This window comes from Pseudidiomarina terrestris (assembly GCF_030466375.1).
GTDB lineage: Bacteria > Pseudomonadota > Gammaproteobacteria > Enterobacterales > Alteromonadaceae > Pseudidiomarina > Pseudidiomarina terrestris.
Map to the genome: position 1 here is coordinate 179,810 of NZ_JAGGJE010000004.1, position 15,682 is coordinate 195,491.

Annotated in this window: 14 protein-coding genes; 1 reads left to right on the forward strand and 13 read right to left on the reverse strand. The window is 51.6% G+C overall.

The window, feature by feature from the left end; translation table 11 throughout:
• Window positions 1-43: 43 nt before the first annotated feature.
• The 5 genes from J6J28_RS10320 to J6J28_RS10340 all read right to left on the reverse strand — a co-directional run bounded on the left by J6J28_RS10320 (window position 44) and on the right by J6J28_RS10340 (window position 4,199).
• Window positions 44-985 carry a hypothetical protein gene (locus J6J28_RS10320; protein WP_301721549.1) on the reverse strand — a complete coding sequence of 314 codons (942 nt, stop codon included), beginning with the start codon at window positions 983-985 and terminating at the stop codon, window positions 44-46.
• Window positions 986-989: 4 nt separating this feature from the next.
• Complete coding sequence (locus J6J28_RS10325) at window positions 990-1,562, reverse strand: hypothetical protein (RefSeq protein ID WP_301721551.1); 573 nt, start codon at window positions 1,560-1,562, stop codon at window positions 990-992.
• Window positions 1,559-2,074 (reverse strand): RNA polymerase sigma factor, encoded by a 516-nt coding sequence (locus tag J6J28_RS10330; RefSeq protein ID WP_301721553.1) that lies wholly within the window; start codon window positions 2,072-2,074, stop codon window positions 1,559-1,561. The genes J6J28_RS10325 and J6J28_RS10330 overlap by 4 nt, the downstream gene beginning before the upstream one ends.
• A gap of 161 nt (window positions 2,075-2,235) precedes the next feature.
• Complete coding sequence (locus J6J28_RS10335; protein ID WP_301721554.1) at window positions 2,236-3,504, reverse strand: inorganic phosphate transporter; 1,269 nt, start codon at window positions 3,502-3,504, stop codon at window positions 2,236-2,238.
• Between the two features lie 14 nt (window positions 3,505-3,518).
• Window positions 3,519-4,199: a TIGR00153 family protein gene (locus J6J28_RS10340; protein WP_301721555.1), complete on the reverse strand. Its 681-nt coding sequence runs from the start codon at window positions 4,197-4,199 to the stop codon at window positions 3,519-3,521.
• 167 nt (window positions 4,200-4,366) lie between these two features.
• Between J6J28_RS10340 and J6J28_RS10345 the strand changes: the two genes are divergently transcribed.
• Window positions 4,367-5,110, forward strand: a complete 744-nt coding sequence (locus J6J28_RS10345; RefSeq protein ID WP_301721556.1) for a TerC family protein — start codon at window positions 4,367-4,369, stop codon at window positions 5,108-5,110.
• Between the two features lie 44 nt (window positions 5,111-5,154).
• Here the strand turns inward: J6J28_RS10345 and J6J28_RS10350 are convergent, their stop codons facing one another.
• The 8 genes from J6J28_RS10350 to J6J28_RS10385 all read right to left on the reverse strand — a co-directional run bounded on the left by J6J28_RS10350 (window position 5,155) and on the right by J6J28_RS10385 (window position 15,644).
• The gene (locus tag J6J28_RS10350; protein ID WP_301721557.1) at window positions 5,155-5,958 is read right to left on the reverse strand and encodes a DUF481 domain-containing protein; all 804 of its coding nucleotides are present in this window, start codon (window positions 5,956-5,958) and stop codon (window positions 5,155-5,157) included.
• Between the two features lie 75 nt (window positions 5,959-6,033).
• Window positions 6,034-7,098: a class II fructose-bisphosphate aldolase gene (fba, locus tag J6J28_RS10355; RefSeq protein ID WP_301721558.1), complete on the reverse strand. Its 1,065-nt coding sequence runs from the start codon at window positions 7,096-7,098 to the stop codon at window positions 6,034-6,036.
• Window positions 7,099-7,135: 37 nt separating this feature from the next.
• Window positions 7,136-8,320: a phosphoglycerate kinase gene (locus J6J28_RS10360; protein ID WP_301721559.1), complete on the reverse strand. Its 1,185-nt coding sequence runs from the start codon at window positions 8,318-8,320 to the stop codon at window positions 7,136-7,138.
• Between the two features lie 28 nt (window positions 8,321-8,348).
• Window positions 8,349-9,383, reverse strand: a complete 1,035-nt coding sequence (epd, locus tag J6J28_RS10365; protein WP_301721560.1) for an erythrose-4-phosphate dehydrogenase — start codon at window positions 9,381-9,383, stop codon at window positions 8,349-8,351.
• The gene (tkt, locus tag J6J28_RS10370) at window positions 9,380-11,392 is read right to left on the reverse strand and encodes a transketolase (protein WP_301721562.1); all 2,013 of its coding nucleotides are present in this window, start codon (window positions 11,390-11,392) and stop codon (window positions 9,380-9,382) included. The genes epd and tkt overlap by 4 nt, the downstream gene beginning before the upstream one ends.
• 80 nt (window positions 11,393-11,472) lie before the next feature.
• Window positions 11,473-12,621, reverse strand: a complete 1,149-nt coding sequence (gene metK / locus J6J28_RS10375; RefSeq protein ID WP_301721563.1) for a methionine adenosyltransferase — start codon at window positions 12,619-12,621, stop codon at window positions 11,473-11,475.
• A gap of 95 nt (window positions 12,622-12,716) precedes the next feature.
• Entirely contained in the window at window positions 12,717-13,775 is a 1,059-nt protein-coding gene (locus tag J6J28_RS10380; protein ID WP_418055178.1) for an NAD(P)-dependent alcohol dehydrogenase, read from the reverse strand.
• An 18-nt stretch (window positions 13,776-13,793) separates the two neighbouring features.
• A complete protein-coding gene (locus J6J28_RS10385; RefSeq protein WP_301721564.1) occupies window positions 13,794-15,644 on the reverse strand; it encodes a M1 family metallopeptidase in 1,851 nt (616 codons plus the stop codon).
• Window positions 15,645-15,682 lie beyond the last annotated feature (38 nt).

Below are 15,682 nucleotides of genomic sequence, written 5' to 3' on the forward strand. Positions count from 1 at the left end.
GGCAGGCGTGCTAAACAGAGATGACAACCGACCTTTCGATCAGTTAAAAGCTATACGTGGTTGCTTTTGCTAATAGATCACTGGCCGATGAACAATTTTCCAATTGCTGCTTGTTAAAAATAAAGATTTTGTCACTTCCGTCTGCGCCGTTTCCTGCGCCCTCAACGACAAAGGTGACGTGCTCCTGGTCAGGTAAGGCGCGTAAGGTACGGCCGTAATTGCACAAGGTACTGGTCATGGTTTGCTCAAACTGCGCCAATTGCTGTGCTCTTTGCTCAGCGCGTTTAGCACGATGTTCTGCTGCTCTTGCTTGCAGTTGCGTCTTCGCTTCGTCAAGTTCTGCACGGGCGCTGGCAACTTTCTCTTCGCTTTTCCGCAGCTGTTCGCGAACTTCCGTTAACTGCTTTTCAATAGCTTTGCCATCGTCCGCGTTGGCGCGCGCTAATTCAAGGTCGCGCACCTGGCGCCGTAATTCGCGCACCTGTTGGGCATGGTCGCGCATTTTTCGTGAGACCTGGCGCACCACTTTCACTTTGCCATCGCCATCGTCGCTGGTGAAATACACTTCACCGTCGTTGATCACGATTTCATCGGTTACCACCTCAATCTCACGCATCACTTCACCTGCAGCGGCCAGTCCTTCGGCCATGGCAGCCTCCAGCTCGATGCTTTCTATGCCATCTAAGTGGGGCAGATCCGGCATCGGGGGCATCGGCACACCTCCATTGAAAAACACCCGGTGTCCGCCACCTAGTTTGGTCCGGTACACGACCCCCTGACCCGCCAGGTAATTAAAGCTGAGACGATTGCTGCGCAGGTTACCCTGGCCGTCTTCACTGCGCTCCTGATCAAGCGCCGTGGTAAAAATGCTGTTCATAATCTCTAGCTGCTTACGTAACTCCTCTCGCTGCTGCTGGTCGGCCTGTGCTCCGGCACTGCCCAGCAATGCCACCGCGATGGCTGAAACTACTGCTAATGTACGCATGGTCTTACTCCTGAGTTGGGTCGTTCTGATAGTCACCGTCTTCGAGTAACTCGCCGGTAACCTGTGATAATTGGTAGGCCAGGTAGACTTGGTCGTCCTCACGCTGGGCGTTGACGTAGCGGATGATATCTTCCATATCTTCCTGACGTTCGGTGCGATTGGTGGTCAGAATATAATTCACCAGTTGCTGATTAGCAGCCGCTACATCGTCGCTAAAATCCTGTCGTAAATTGGCTGCGTAATTCGCCAGTTGCAGTTGCTGCTCTGCTGCAAAAACAGTGATTTGCTCATTGACCGCAGCCTGCAACTGCTGCTCTGTCAGACTACCGCCGAAATGTACGTTAAAACCTTGCTCTGTGACCTGCACTTGTAACTGTGTAACAACAGCCAGTACTGCCAGTGCTGAGCACGCCAGCGAAGCAACAGGTAACAGGGGTCGTTGCCACCAGCGCAGGGTTTCGGTGCTGTTGTAACGAGCGCGAAAGGTCGTTTCCCGCGGCCACTCTGGCACAGCCTCAGGCCGGGTGTCAGTGGCCGTTTTTTCGATCCAGTTCTGGAATTCATCGTGCTTGTTCATACAGCCTCCACCAACGTCTGTAACTCTTCTACCGCTTTGTACAAGCGGGACTTAACGGTATTCAGTGGCACTTCAAGTTGCTGACTAATTTCCTGCAGCTTCAAGTGCTGAAAAAACTTTAATTCCACGATGAGGCGCTGCTCAACAGGCAACTTCTGCATCGCGCTCACCAGCTGCTGTGTTTGCTGCTGGCCGTGGTACACCGCCTCGGGATCGTGCCAGTCCGATGAGCTCGGTTGCTGGTCAAAATCGTAATCGTCAGCAAAGTCTTTGCGCCGGCGAAAGTGCTCGATGCAACGGTGATGAGCGATGGTCATCAGCCAGTTCTTAAACGAGCTCTCACCACGCCAGCCAGCCAGGTTCCGAAACAGTGACATAAACACATCCTGCATCAGGTCCAGAGCGTCATCGCGGCTACCACTCATGCGCAACGCGTAGTTAAAGACTAAACCCTCGTAACGCTTTACCAGCTGCAGCCAAGCTTGTTTATTATTTTCCAGCGCTCGTTTCACGAGCCTTTCATCTGATGGTGCAAACACAGTGTCGTTTCCTTTTTCTACTGCCACTAAGGTCGTGGTGGCTGATAAAAAAGTTGCCATAAAAGCAAAAAATAATCGAGCAGGCACAAAAAAAGGCGACCGAAGTCGCCTTTTTAAACAGTTTCCATCAGGCTTTAGACGCCAAATGCTGTTTTAATAATAAAGAAGAAAATGATCGACATGATTGCACCGGCAGGTAGGGTAACAACCCAGGACACCACGATGTTGCGCACCACGCCAAGGTTCAGGGCGGCAATACCACGGGCCATACCAACACCAAGCACCGCACCGACCAAGGTTTGTGTGGTTGAAATAGGTAAGCCTGTGCCTGATGCAATAACCACCGTTGAAGCCGCTGCGAGTTCCGCAGCGAAACCACGACTTGGGGTTAAATGGGTGATGCCTTTACCGATAGTGGCAATGACGCGCTTGCCCAACATTGCCAAACCTAGCACGATACCTACAGCACCTACTGGCAATACCCACCAGGCCAGGGTTGCTTTGCTGGAAATCTCGCCACCATTTTGCACAATACTGACCACAGCGGCCAATGGACCGATGGCATTAGCAACGTCATTCGAACCGTGGGCAAATGCCATGGCACACGCGGTCACAACCATAAGTACCGCAAAGACTTTTTCGACGTTGGTATAATGCATATCGCGGTCAGCTGCCGGATCAAAGCGTAAGCGGCTGATCATGATTTTACCAAGGAAGAACACCACCACAGCAATACCGACCGCCAGGGCAATGGATTCCATTAACGTGAAGTTCAAACCAACGTGTTTCAGACCTTTGGTGATGGTTACCAGTGCGATGACAAAGCCCGTCAAGCCCATGTAGAAGGGGACGTAACGCTTGGCCATATCCAGCGGACTTTCGCTATCAAAAATCAGCTTCTGTGCGCTGATAAAGATAAAGTAAGCCAGCAAGCCGGCGATCATCGGTGTCACCACCCAACTTCCCACGATACCCAGAACTTTGCCCCATTCGACCGCGTCCGGGCTTACGCCCACCGCAGCAAAACCGACAATGGCACCGATAATGGAGTGCGTGGTAGAAACCGGCCAGCCCAGATAAGAAGCAATAAGTAGCCAAAACCCTGCCGCCAGCAAGGAGCCGATCATACCAAACACCAACAGCTCCGGTGTGTCGATAAAGTAGGCTGAATCGATAATCCCCTTACGAATGGTTGACGTTACCTCACCACCAGCAAGGTAGGCCCCGGCAAATTCGAAGATCATGGCAACGATAATGGCTTGCTTGATGGTTAAGGCTTTGGAGCCTACCGAGGTGCCCATCGCGTTAGCGACGTCATTTGCACCAATACCCCACGCCATGAAGAAAGCAAAAGCTGCTGCCATTAAAATCAGCGTGAGATTATAAGTAGAAATAATATCCATTGTTCGTCTCCGACTTAGACCCGTGCAAGCATGAGTTCAAAACGCGCACCCACGCGCTCGGCCAGGTCCGCGAGATCACCGACCCAATCAAGAATTTTATAGAGAAACATAGCATCCAGCGGGTTCATTTCTTGTTCCAAAGCCCGCAACTGACGACGCAATTTTACTTGTAACGCGTCGGTGTCTTGCTCGATGCTGTCTAGTTCGGAAATCAGACTATCCACGATACGTCGTTCGCGGCCTTTAAAGCCAACTTCCAGCAGATCGTCAAACTCACCGATGGTTTCTTTAGCTTTATCAGTGGCGTCCAGACAACGCTGCAGATAAGCATCAAAGCCCTCGATCATATCTTTTGGGATTTGCAGCTCACGGCCGGTAATCAATCCTGAGATATCTTTGGCTTTATTGGCAATACGGTCTTGTTGAGAAACGAGTTCCAGAAGATCGGTACGCTCAACGGGCATGAATAAACCACTAGGAAGGTTGAGACGGATTTCACGCTTCATATCATCCGCAGCCTTCTCTTTCTTGACGATGGCTTTGCGATGCTCTTCCGCATCATCCCAGTTCGCCGCGTACACAGCTTGAAAAAAAGGTTTTAAGGTCATCGCGCAGTCATGCACCTGAGAAATGTGCTCGATCATTGGTTTGATCGGAGACTTAGCGAAAACACCCAGAAACGAATTTGCAGACATAAAAGTTCGCCTTTGTTGCTGCTATTAGAGTCAAATGTCCCCCTTCATCCAGGGGTGCGCGCATACTAGCTAAAAGCCGAAGGACACGCAAAAGTTATTGTCCGTTGTTTTTGCACAATAACCTGTTTATTGTAATCCAATCCTCCCATATTGTCAGAGTAAGCGAAATGTTCGAGTGGATCTTTTTACCCGAAGCATGGGTAGCGCTAGCCACGCTCACTGCTTTAGAAGTTGTCTTAGGTATTGATAACATTATCTTCATCTCAATTCTGGTTGGTCGATTGCCGGAGCATCAACGGCAGAAAGCAAGGCAAATTGGTCTATTGCTGGCCATGGGCATGCGGATTGCCTTACTGCTCGCAATTGTCTGGGTGATGGGGCTGACGGAGACACTTTTCTCGGTGTTCAGTTTTGATTTTTCTGGACGTGACTTGATCTTGTTTTTCGGTGGTTTGTTCCTGCTAGGGAAAAGTACTCTGGAAATTCATCACAGTTTAGAAGGTGTCGAAGAACACAAAACGGCGGGAAAAACCGCAACTTTTGCGGCCATTATCACGCAGATTGCCGTCATTGATATGGTCTTCTCGCTGGATTCCGTGATTACCGCTGTCGGACTGGTTGATTACGTTGCCGTCATGATTATTGCTGTCGTGGTGGCGGTACTGGTAATGATGCTGGCAGCGAAGGCGATTGGTGACTTTGTCGATAGTCATCCCACCATCAAGATGTTGGCGTTGAGCTTTTTGATTCTGATTGGCTTTACGTTGATGGGCGAAGGGCTTGGCTTCCACGTACCGAAAGGCTACGTCTACTTCGCTATGGCCTTCTCACTGATTGTCGAACTGCTCAATATCAAAGTGCGCAAGCGCAACAAGCCCGTGCATTTGAAAAAGCGGATTGCCGAGGACTAATCGGCAACCCGCTTGCTGGACTAAAACCCGCAAAGCTCGATACTTTAGAAACTGTAGACCAAGGTCACTGCAGTTTCGGTATCGAGTTTTTCTTTGCTAGCATCTTCTAAGTACGAGTTATGGTTTGCAGCCACTGAAAATTTAAGTGCCAGTGAACTGTTCACGTTCGCAGATACCGAGACTTCAGCACGCGACTTGGTGTTGTCTTGACCAACTTCACTAGATGCCAGCGCGTTGAATTTTGAGGTCTTGGTAATATCCCAGACCAGATTGCCCGCCACACGCAAGATGGCACTGCTTTCCTGCTCCTGCACCACGCCATTGACGATAGGCTTATTCACAGAGTAACCCGGACCCACTTCATAGTCGGTGTACAATGACGGACTATAACGATAGCGGGCACCGTAACCGACAGCGATGGTTCCCTGATACTCGTAACCACTGAATTTATCTTCTTCATACGAGCCAAACACAAATAGTGAGGAACGGCTCTCAGGATTAAACTTGTAGTTCGACTGACCTGATATGAACAGCTTGTCGCCGGTCACATAAGTATCACCCGTACTTTGGTCTTCCTGTTCGGAGCGGTAATAGTCGATAATGCCTTTGTGGCGCCAGTTCTGGTAGTCACGCGCGGCACTCAACTTGGTCTTAAATGTCTCAGTCTTAGTGTTACCTGAAGTGAACAGCAGACCAAGCTCTGCCGAAGCATCCCAGTCCGACTTTTCTTCGGTGTTCAAATCACTGGCATCGTCATACATAAAAATCGAGGCTTGCGCGTTCGCAACAGACGCCCCGCCTAAGCACGCGACAATAGCCAATGCTGTTAAAGTTTTCTGATATGCCACAAACACCTCTTTTAGTCTTCCGCAATCCACGTTTACATTAGTATAACGTGGGATTGCGGCGTAAATGAACCCCGACTAGTTCACTTTAGCGTCTAAATCTCCCGCTTCGTAGCGTTTGAACATCTCTTCCAGAGAAATCGGTTTAATTTTATGAGCCTGACCAGCACAGCCAAATGCTTCAAAACGTGCCTTACAGATATCGTACATAGCATCGGTTGAAGCCTTGAGGAATTTGCGCGGGTCAAAATTGCTGGGGTTCTGCGCTAAATGACGACGCACCGCACCGGTAGATGCCAAGCGTAAGTCGGTATCGATATTCACTTTACGAACACCGTGCTTGATGCCTTCAGCGATCTGCTCCACCGGGACACCATAAGTTTCGGGGATTTCACCACCAAATTCGTTGATCACTTTCAACCATTCTTGCGGCACCGAAGAGGAACCATGCATGACCAGGTGGGTGGTTGGAATGCGTTTGTGGATCTCTTTGATACGGTCGATCGCCAGAATATCACCGGTCGGTGGGCGACTAAACTTATAGGCGCCATGTGAGGTACCACAGGCGATGGCCAAAGCATCTACATTGGTCGCTTTTACGAACTGTGCTGCTTCTTCGGGATCGGTCAGCAGTTGGTCGTGGCTAAGTTTACCTTCTGCACCTACACCGTCTTCTTCACCAGCTTCACCCGTTTCAAGCGAACCCAGCACACCCAACTCGCCCTCGACCGACACGCCACAGGCATGGGCCATTGCCACAGCTGTTTGCGTGACCTTGACGTTGTAATCGTAATCCGCTGGTGTTTTACCGTCTTCTTGTAATGAGCCATCCATCATGACCGAGCTAAAGCCCAGTTGAATGGAACGCTGACAGATCGCCGGAGAAGTACCGTGATCCTGATGCATAACGACCGGGATATGCGGCCATTCTTCAATAGCTGCCAGAATAAGGTGACGCAAAAACGGTGCTCCTGCGTAGGAGCGAGCGCCTGCCGAGGCCTGCACAATGACCGGACTATCTGTCGCATCAGCAGCTTCCATGATGGCGCGCATTTGCTCGAGGTTATTAACGTTGAATGCCGGCACGCCGTAATCGTTCTCGGCGGCGTGATCGAGCAACTGACGTAATGAAATTAAAGCCATAGTTTATCTCCTGATTTGCTGTTCTGCTCGGCTAGGCTTAGCCATGTTCTGCGCGTTCTTCCAGAATCGCTACTGCGGGAAGTTTTTTACCTTCTAAGAACTCTAAGAAGGCCCCACCGCCGGTCGAGATATAGCTGATTTTATCAGCGATACCATACTTATCAATTGCCGCAAGAGTGTCACCACCGCCTGCGATAGAAAATGCTGAGCTTGCTGCTATTGCGTCAGCTAAACGTTGGGTACCTGCACCAAACTGATCAAATTCAAACACACCGACTGGACCATTCCATACGATAGTGCCCGCATTTTGCAGAATGTTTGCGAAGGCTTCAGCGGTATCAGGACCAATATCAAATACCATGTCATCGTCACTGATCGCATCGACAGTTTTGGTTTCAGCCTGAGCTTCAGCGCTGAACTCCTTGCCAGTGACCACATCGGTCGGCAGTGGAATATCACCACCTTTCGCTTGCGCAGCATCAATCAGGCGCTGCGCTTCATCGGTAAGATCGGCCTCGTAAAGCGATTTACCAACGTTGTGCCCCGCGGCCGCGATAAAGGTGTTGGCGATGCCACCACCAACAATCAGCTGATCGACCACTCCGGATAAAGATTCCAGTACCGTCAGCTTGGTTGAGACTTTCGAGCCACCGACAATGGCCACCAACGGCCGTGCCGGCTCAGCCAGGGCTTTGCCCAGTGCATCCAGCTCTGCGGCGAGTAACGGTCCAGCACAGGCAACGTCAGCATACTTCGCCACGCCATGCGTGGAGGCTTGCGCCCGGTGTGCGGTACCAAAGGCGTCCATAACAAACACATCGCAAAGTGCTGCGAGTTTCTGCGCCAGCGCATCGTCGTTATTCTTTTCGCCTGGATTAAAGCGTACGTTCTCAAAAACCACCACTTCGCCGGCAGCAACATCGACCCCGTCCAGATAGTCTTTAGCAAGCCGTACCGGTGCGTCCAGCGCATCCTTTAAGTAATCAACCACAGGTTGCAACGAAAACTCAGGGTTATACTCGCCCTCTTCCGGCCGGCCAAGATGCGACATCACCATGACTTTGGCGCCACCTGCAAGTGCCTGCTTCAGAGTAGGCAATGCGGCCTTGATGCGGGCATCAGAGCTCACTTTTCCGTCTTTGACCGGAACATTAAGATCCTCGCGGATCAGAACGCGCAATCCGTCTAAATCTAAATCATCCATTGTGATGACTGCGGACATCGTTGTTTCCTCTCTCATCTACTTCTGATTAATCTTGCCGTGCTTGCTGCAGCATAACTTCGGCGGTATCGAGCATGCGATTGGCAAACCCCCACTCGTTGTCACACCAGCACAGCACTTTAATTAAATGTTTACCTGCGACCCGGGTCTGGGTGCCATCGACAATGCTTGAACGTGGATCATGGTTAAAATCAATCGACACCAGCGGCTCATCGGTGTAGCCGAGAATCGTCGCCATCGCGCCCCGGGCAGCCTTCGCCAGCGCCTCGTTCACCGTCTCGATGGACACCTCATCACGGACCGTGACACTGAGGTCCATGGCGGTCACATTAGTGGTGGGCACACGCACCTGAATGGCTTCAAACTTACCGGCAAAATGCGGCATGATACGCTCGATACCGCGTGCCAGGCGAGTATCCACTGGGATAATAGAACGCCCTGCGGCACGCGCCAGACGCGGGTCTTTGTGGTAAGCATCAATCACCTGCTGATCGTGCATAGCAGCGTGGATGGTGGTAATGGCGCCACTTTCGATGCCAAACAGATCGTCTAATACCTTCAGTACGGGGACCGAGCAGTTGGTGGTACAGGAGCCATTGGAAACGATCCGATGTGCCGCCGTTAACTGGTCTGTATTGACGCCATAAATTGCAGTGAAATCAACATCCGGCGAGCCTGGATGTGAGAACAATACCTGTGGGATACCGACATCATGATAATGCGCGCCATCTTCAGGGGTGCCATGCACGCCGGTACAATCCAACACCAGATCTACGTCCAGGTCCTGCCAGCTAAGATTGCTGATTTCCGATTCGGCAGAAACCCGAATCACATCGGCTCCGACGCGCAACTCGTGCTCGCCTGAGCAGGTCACCGCCTGCTCAAAGCGACCATGACTGGTGTCGTACTTAAGTAAATGAGCCATGGCAGTGACCGGTGCCAGCTCATTAATGGCGACAATTTCAATGTGCTCGCGATAACCACGTTCATACAAAGCACGCAGCACACTGCGTCCAATTCGACCAAATCCGTTGAGTGCTAACCGTGCCCGTGGTTGCGTCATTCCCCTAGTAACTCCTCAGCCATGGCCACCAGGTGCTCAGGCGTGAATCCGAAGTGTTTGAATAGATCACCAGCCGGTGCCGATTCGCCAAAGCTGGTCATGCCAAGTATACGTCCGTGCAGGCCGACGTACTTGTACCAGTAATCAGCAATCCCCGCTTCCACAGCAATACGCTTAGTGACTGAACCTGGCAGTACCTGTTCACGATAATCCGCTGGCTGAGCATCAAATACGTCGGTCGCTGGCATCGACACCACGCGCACTGAGTGGCCTTTGGCCTGCAGAGTTTTTGCTGCGGCGACGCTAAGTGCAACTTCCGAACCGGTAGCAATCAAAATCAGCTCAGGCGCGCCCTGACCATCCAATAAGGTATAGCCACCACGAGCAATATTCGCGAGCTGTTCAGAACTACGCTGCTGCTGTGCCAGGCCCTGACGACTGAAGATCAATGCCGTTGGCCCGTCAGTGCGTTGCAGTGCAGCTTTCCAGGCGACTGCAGACTCAACCTGGTCACATGGACGCCAGGTGCTCATGTTTGGTGTGGTGCGCAAACTGGCCAACTGCTCCACCGGCTGGTGGGTAGGCCCGTCCTCGCCCAGACCAATTGAGTCATGGGTGTAAACAAAAATACTGCGCTGTTTCATCAACGCTGCCATGCGCACTGCATTGCGGGCATATTCCATAAACATCAGGAACGTTGCGCCGTAAGGCACCAACCCACGATGCAAAGCAACACCGTTCATAATCGCCGACATACCAAATTCACGAACACCGTAGTAAACATAGTTGCCGCTGGCATCGTCGGCATTGACATCTTTGGCATCGTTCCACAAAGTCAGGTTTGAGCCGGCAAGGTCAGCGGAACCGCCGAGTAACTCGGGTAACTTCGGGCCATAAGCATTCAGCGCGTTTTGTGACGCTTTACGGCTGGCAATGTCGGCTGGCTCAGCTTGCAGCTGTTCGATATAAGCTTGCGCATGAGCATCAAAATCCGCAGGTAAGTCACCCGCTAACCGGCGCTTCAGTTCCTCTGCTAGTTCAGGGTAGGCTTGCGCATATGCGGCCAAGCGCTGCTCCCAAGCTTGCTCTTGCTCAGCGCCGCGCTCTTTGGCCGACCAGGCTTGATAAACGTCATCAGGAATCTCAAACGGTCCATAAGACCAGCCTAACTCTTTGCGGGCTGCCGCGATTTCATCATCACCAAGTGGCGCCCCATGGCAACTTTCCGAGCCCTGCTTGTTGGGAGCACCAAAACCGATAATCGTTTTGCAGATAATTAATGTGGGCCGCGCTGTCTCCGCGTGAGCGGCATCGACAGCAGTTTTAATTGCTTCGGCATCATGACCATCTACGCTGTCGATAACATGCCAACCATAAGCTGCAAAACGCTTGGCGGTATCGTCGGTGAACCAGCCTTCAACTTCACCATCAATAGAGATGCCGTTGTCGTCATAAAACGCCACCAATTTACCAAGACCTAAGGTGCCGGCTAACGAGCAAACTTCGTGGGAAATACCTTCCATTAAGCAGCCGTCACCTAAGAAAGTGTAGGTGTTATGGTCAATGATATTGTGCTCGTCACGGTTAAACTGCGCCGCCAGCACTTTCTCTGCTAATGCCATTCCGACTGCGTTGGCCAGCCCCTGACCCAAAGGTCCGGTGGTCGTTTCAACGCCAGGAGTATAACCATATTCCGGGTGACCCGGAGTCTTTGAATGCAACTGACGAAAATTTTTCAACTCGTCGATGGGCAGTTCATAACCGGTCAGGTGCAGCAATGAATAAATCAGCATCGAACCGTGTCCGTTGGACAGGACAAAACGGTCACGGTCGGCCCAATCAGGGTTTTCAGGATTGTGTTTCAGGTAGTCACGCCACAGGACTTCGGCAATATCCGCCATGCCCATAGGTGCGCCCGGGTGGCCCGAGTTGGCTTGCTGTACGGCATCCATGCTTAACGCACGAATAGCGTTGGCGAGATGCTTACGCTCAGAAACTGCTGTCGTCATAACAAATAACCCCGAATTGCTGCTTGAGAAAATGCTCACTTGGTGCGCGTATTCTCCACAATTCGGGGCTTCTAAGCAAATCAGATGTCAGCGCGAAGGGCTTCGGCTTTGTCTGTTTTCTCCCACGGAAACTCTTCCCGGCCAAAGTGGCCGTAGGCTGCTGTCGCAAGATACATAGGTTGCTCAAGGTTTAGCATCTTAATTAAGCCATAAGGACGTAAATCAAAGTGCTTGCGGACCAGAGCAATCAGGCGCTCCTCAGAATACGAGCTGGTACCAAAGGTTTCGATACTGATTGAAGTCGGCTCGGCAACGCCAATCGCATACGAAATTTGCAGCTCACAGCGGTCAGCCAGGCCAGCAGCAACCAGGTTTTTCGCGACATAACGCGCCGCATAGGCGGCACTGCGGTCAACCTTGGACGGATCTTTGCCGGAAAACGCTCCGCCACCATGGCGCGCCATACCGCCGTAGGTATCGACGATGATCTTGCGTCCGGTCAGGCCACAGTCACCCATAGGCCCACCGATCACAAATTTACCGGTCGGATTAATGAAAATGCGCTCTTGATTCGCTGGGAACCATTGGCCCGGCAACACCGGTTTGATAATGGTTTCAATCACCGCTTCCCGCAGCTCTGCCTGAGTAATACCCTCGGCGTGCTGCGTAGACAGCACCACTGTATCAATGGCAACGGGCTTGCCGTCTTCATAGATAAAGGTCAGCTGGCTTTTGGCGTCAGGCCGTAACCAGGGCAAAGTTCCGTTTTTACGGACTTCCGCTTGCCGTTGCATCAATCGATGGGCATAGGTAATCGGCGCTGGCATTAATACGTCAGTTTCATTTGAGGCATAGCCAAACATCAGCCCCTGGTCACCGGCGCCCTGCTCTTCCAACGAGGTCCGGTCAACGCCCTGATTAATATCCGGCGACTGCTTACCGATGGCATTTAAGACTGCGCAAGAGTCAGCATCAAAGCCCATATCTGAATGAACATAGCCAATGTCGCGCACGGTATTACGGGTCAATTCTTCAATATCCACCCAGGCCTTGGTGGAGACTTCACCGCCAACCAATACCATGCCGGTTTTTACGTAAGTTTCGCAGGCCACTCGGGCACGGGGATCTTGCGTCAGAATAGCATCAAGAACCGCATCTGAAATCTGGTCTGCAATTTTATCAGGATGTCCTTCTGAAACAGATTCAGAAGTAAAAAGGTGCTTCGTCATAGTTTAGGTGTCTCTACTTTTATCCGGACTTAAAAAATTGGGCGTAGTTTAGCGAAACCACGCCCAGTTTTCTACATTTAGACGTCTAAAAGTCTTTATCGCTGTTTTAACGTCGCCATATCAATTACAAAGCGGTATTTCACATCGCTACGCAACATCCGCTCATATGCTTTATTGATATCATTCATCGCAATCAGTTCAATATCCGAGGTGATGTTGTGCTCAGCGCAGAAATCGAGCATTTCCTGCGTTTCGGCAATACCGCCAATCAAAGACCCTGCCAGTGAACGGCGTTTGGCGATCAGGTTGAAGACCGACGGCGACGGATGCGATTCAGCCGGGACGCCGACCAGACACATGGTGCCGTCTAACCGTAGTAACGCCAGGTACTCATCCAGGTTATGCGGAGCTGCAACGGTATTCAGAATAAAGTCGAGCGAGTTCACCCACTCTCCCATAGCTTCTTCGTCTTTCGAGATCACCACATGGTCGGCACCCAGACGTTTACCATCTTCAACTTTGCCGGGCGAGGTGGTGAACAAGACCACTTCTGCTCCCATGGCTTTGGCAAGTTTTACCGCCATATGACCCAGTCCACCTAGGCCGACAACGCCCACTTTGTGACCTTTGCTCACACCCCAGTGGCGTAGTGGTGAGTAGGTGGTGATACCGGCGCATAGCAGCGGTGCCACGCCAGCCAGATCAGCATCATCAGCAACCCGCAAGACAAAGTCTTCAGTGACTGTAATGCGATTTGAGTAGCCACCATAGGTGACGCCTCCCGAGTGCTTGTCTTCGCCGTTGTAAGTCGCGACGAAACCGTTCTCACAGTACTGTTCGTGACCATCATCACAGCTATGGCAGTGGCCACAAGAGTCCACCATACAGCCAACACCGACGTTATCGCCAACTTTATACTTGCTGACTTTGCTGCCAACACGGGTCACTTTACCCACAATTTCGTGACCTGGGACGCAAGGGAACACGGTGTTGCCACCCCACTCATCGCGTACCTGATGTAAATCCGAGTGGCAAACACCGCAGTAAGCAATCTCAATCTCTACATCAAGCTCGGTGGGCTCGCGCCGGTCAAATTCAAAATACTCCAGCTCTTTGTCCGCAGCATGCGCTGCATAACCAATAGCTCGTGGCATTATTCACTCCTTTTTCGCTTAATGTTCCGGGTACAACAACGCTTCGTTGACGGTTTGTGTCAACGGATGGTAGCCAGATTTCGCCTGTTCATAGACTTCGCGTGCCCATTTCAGGTTTTCCGGTGTTTTCGCCAGTTCCCGATAAAGCGGGCTGACCAGCTTGTTGCGACCAATGTTGAGCAGGTAGTTACGTAAACGATCACGCGCTGGTTCATATTTTTTAGTAATCGCCAGCTTCAACCAGGCATGCGCAATTTCGGCATTGCTGCTGGCGGTTAAATGATAGTCGTTATCCAACCTTTTCATGTTGGTACTGGAAATATCCAGCGGTAAGTTATTGATAAAGTGTAGCCATTCATGCGTGGTCCATTCTGCGGTTTGCAGCTGCCCACCTTTTAACCAACGCTGCATTTGTCGCTCGACCTGGGCAAAAGCATCGGACTCGGGTTTTGGTGCATCCGCAGGCAGGCCGGGCTCATGGATCCATTCGTTCACTTTATCCATGCTAACCACATTGGGATGCTTGGCCAGCAGGTTCTTGGCCAGGTAATGTTTGAACTGAGCGGTCGAAATACTTTGAAAGGCGAAATCAGCAAAGTATTGACGTAAAAAGGCATCGAAGACTTCGCGACCAAATTTGTGCTCCAGGTAAACCAGGAACAACTGACCTTTAACGTAGGGAACGTTGGAAAAGACGTCGTCAGGATGGCGGGTCCCCAGATCGATATTTAAAACGGTATCGGCCGCTGGCAGCCGTTCCATATCAGCTAACAGATCCTGATACCCCAGCGCCAGCTCCATCTGGGCCCGGCGCTCACCAAACAAAGCTTCCATGATGCGGTTTTCAACATAGCTGGTGAAGCCTTCATTGAGCCATAAGTCGCGCCAGCTGGCATTGGTCACCAGATTGCCTGACCAGGAATGCGCCAGCTCATGAGCAATTAAGTTAATCAGGGAGCGATCACCGGAAACCACGGTCGGGGTGATAAACGACAGCCGTGGGTTTTCCATACCGCCGAACGGAAAGCTGGGCGGCAGTACCAGCAAGTCGTACCGATCCCAGCGGTAAGGGCCATACATTTTTTCGGTAGCGGTAATCATCGCCGGGGTATCCGCCCACTCCCAGGCGGCGTCATCAATAATGTAAGACTCAGCAAACACAGCAACGTTATCGCTGATGGATTTAATTTCCAGATCGCCCACAGCAATTGCAATCAGATAAGGCGGGATCGGCTGCGGCATGGTGAAGCTGTAGTTCCCATCACGGTCGTCACTCAAGCTGTTATCTGCACTCATCACCGCTAACAAGCCGGCGGGCGTGTAGACCTGCGCATTGTAGGTCAGGCGCAGTGCAGGCGTATCCTGAATTGGAATCCAGCTGCGCGCATGGATCGGCTGTGACTGGCTGAACATAAACGGATGTTCTTTACCCGCGGTTTGCGCCGGTGTTAGCCACTGCAGACCACTCGCCGTTGGCGCTGTTTTATAATGGATGCGCAGCTTATCGGCATCTTCACCGATGGTCACCGTCAGTTCTTGCCCCAGCGTTTGATGGGGTTCGCCTAAAGCGAAGGGCGTTTCCTGCCAGACACCATCCTGCCATAGCTCGGTTTTTTGGATGGTCAGATCACGCGTATCAAGATGGATGGCGGTAGCATCGGAGCGACGCAGCAGATCATAAGTCGCGGTTCCTTCCAGTTGCTGCTCGGCAAAATCGACGGTCAGGTTCAACTCTAAGTGAGGGGTGCTGACTTCATCAAGGCGGGCATAACTATGCGCGTCTTCCGCCCACGCCGTTGCTGATGAGCTCGCCGCAGCGACCAGGGTTACCGCGCCTGCCCACTGAATCAGTTGCTGCTGTATCGCCATAAAAGGTTTCCTTCTGATAAGATGATGGCATAAACATA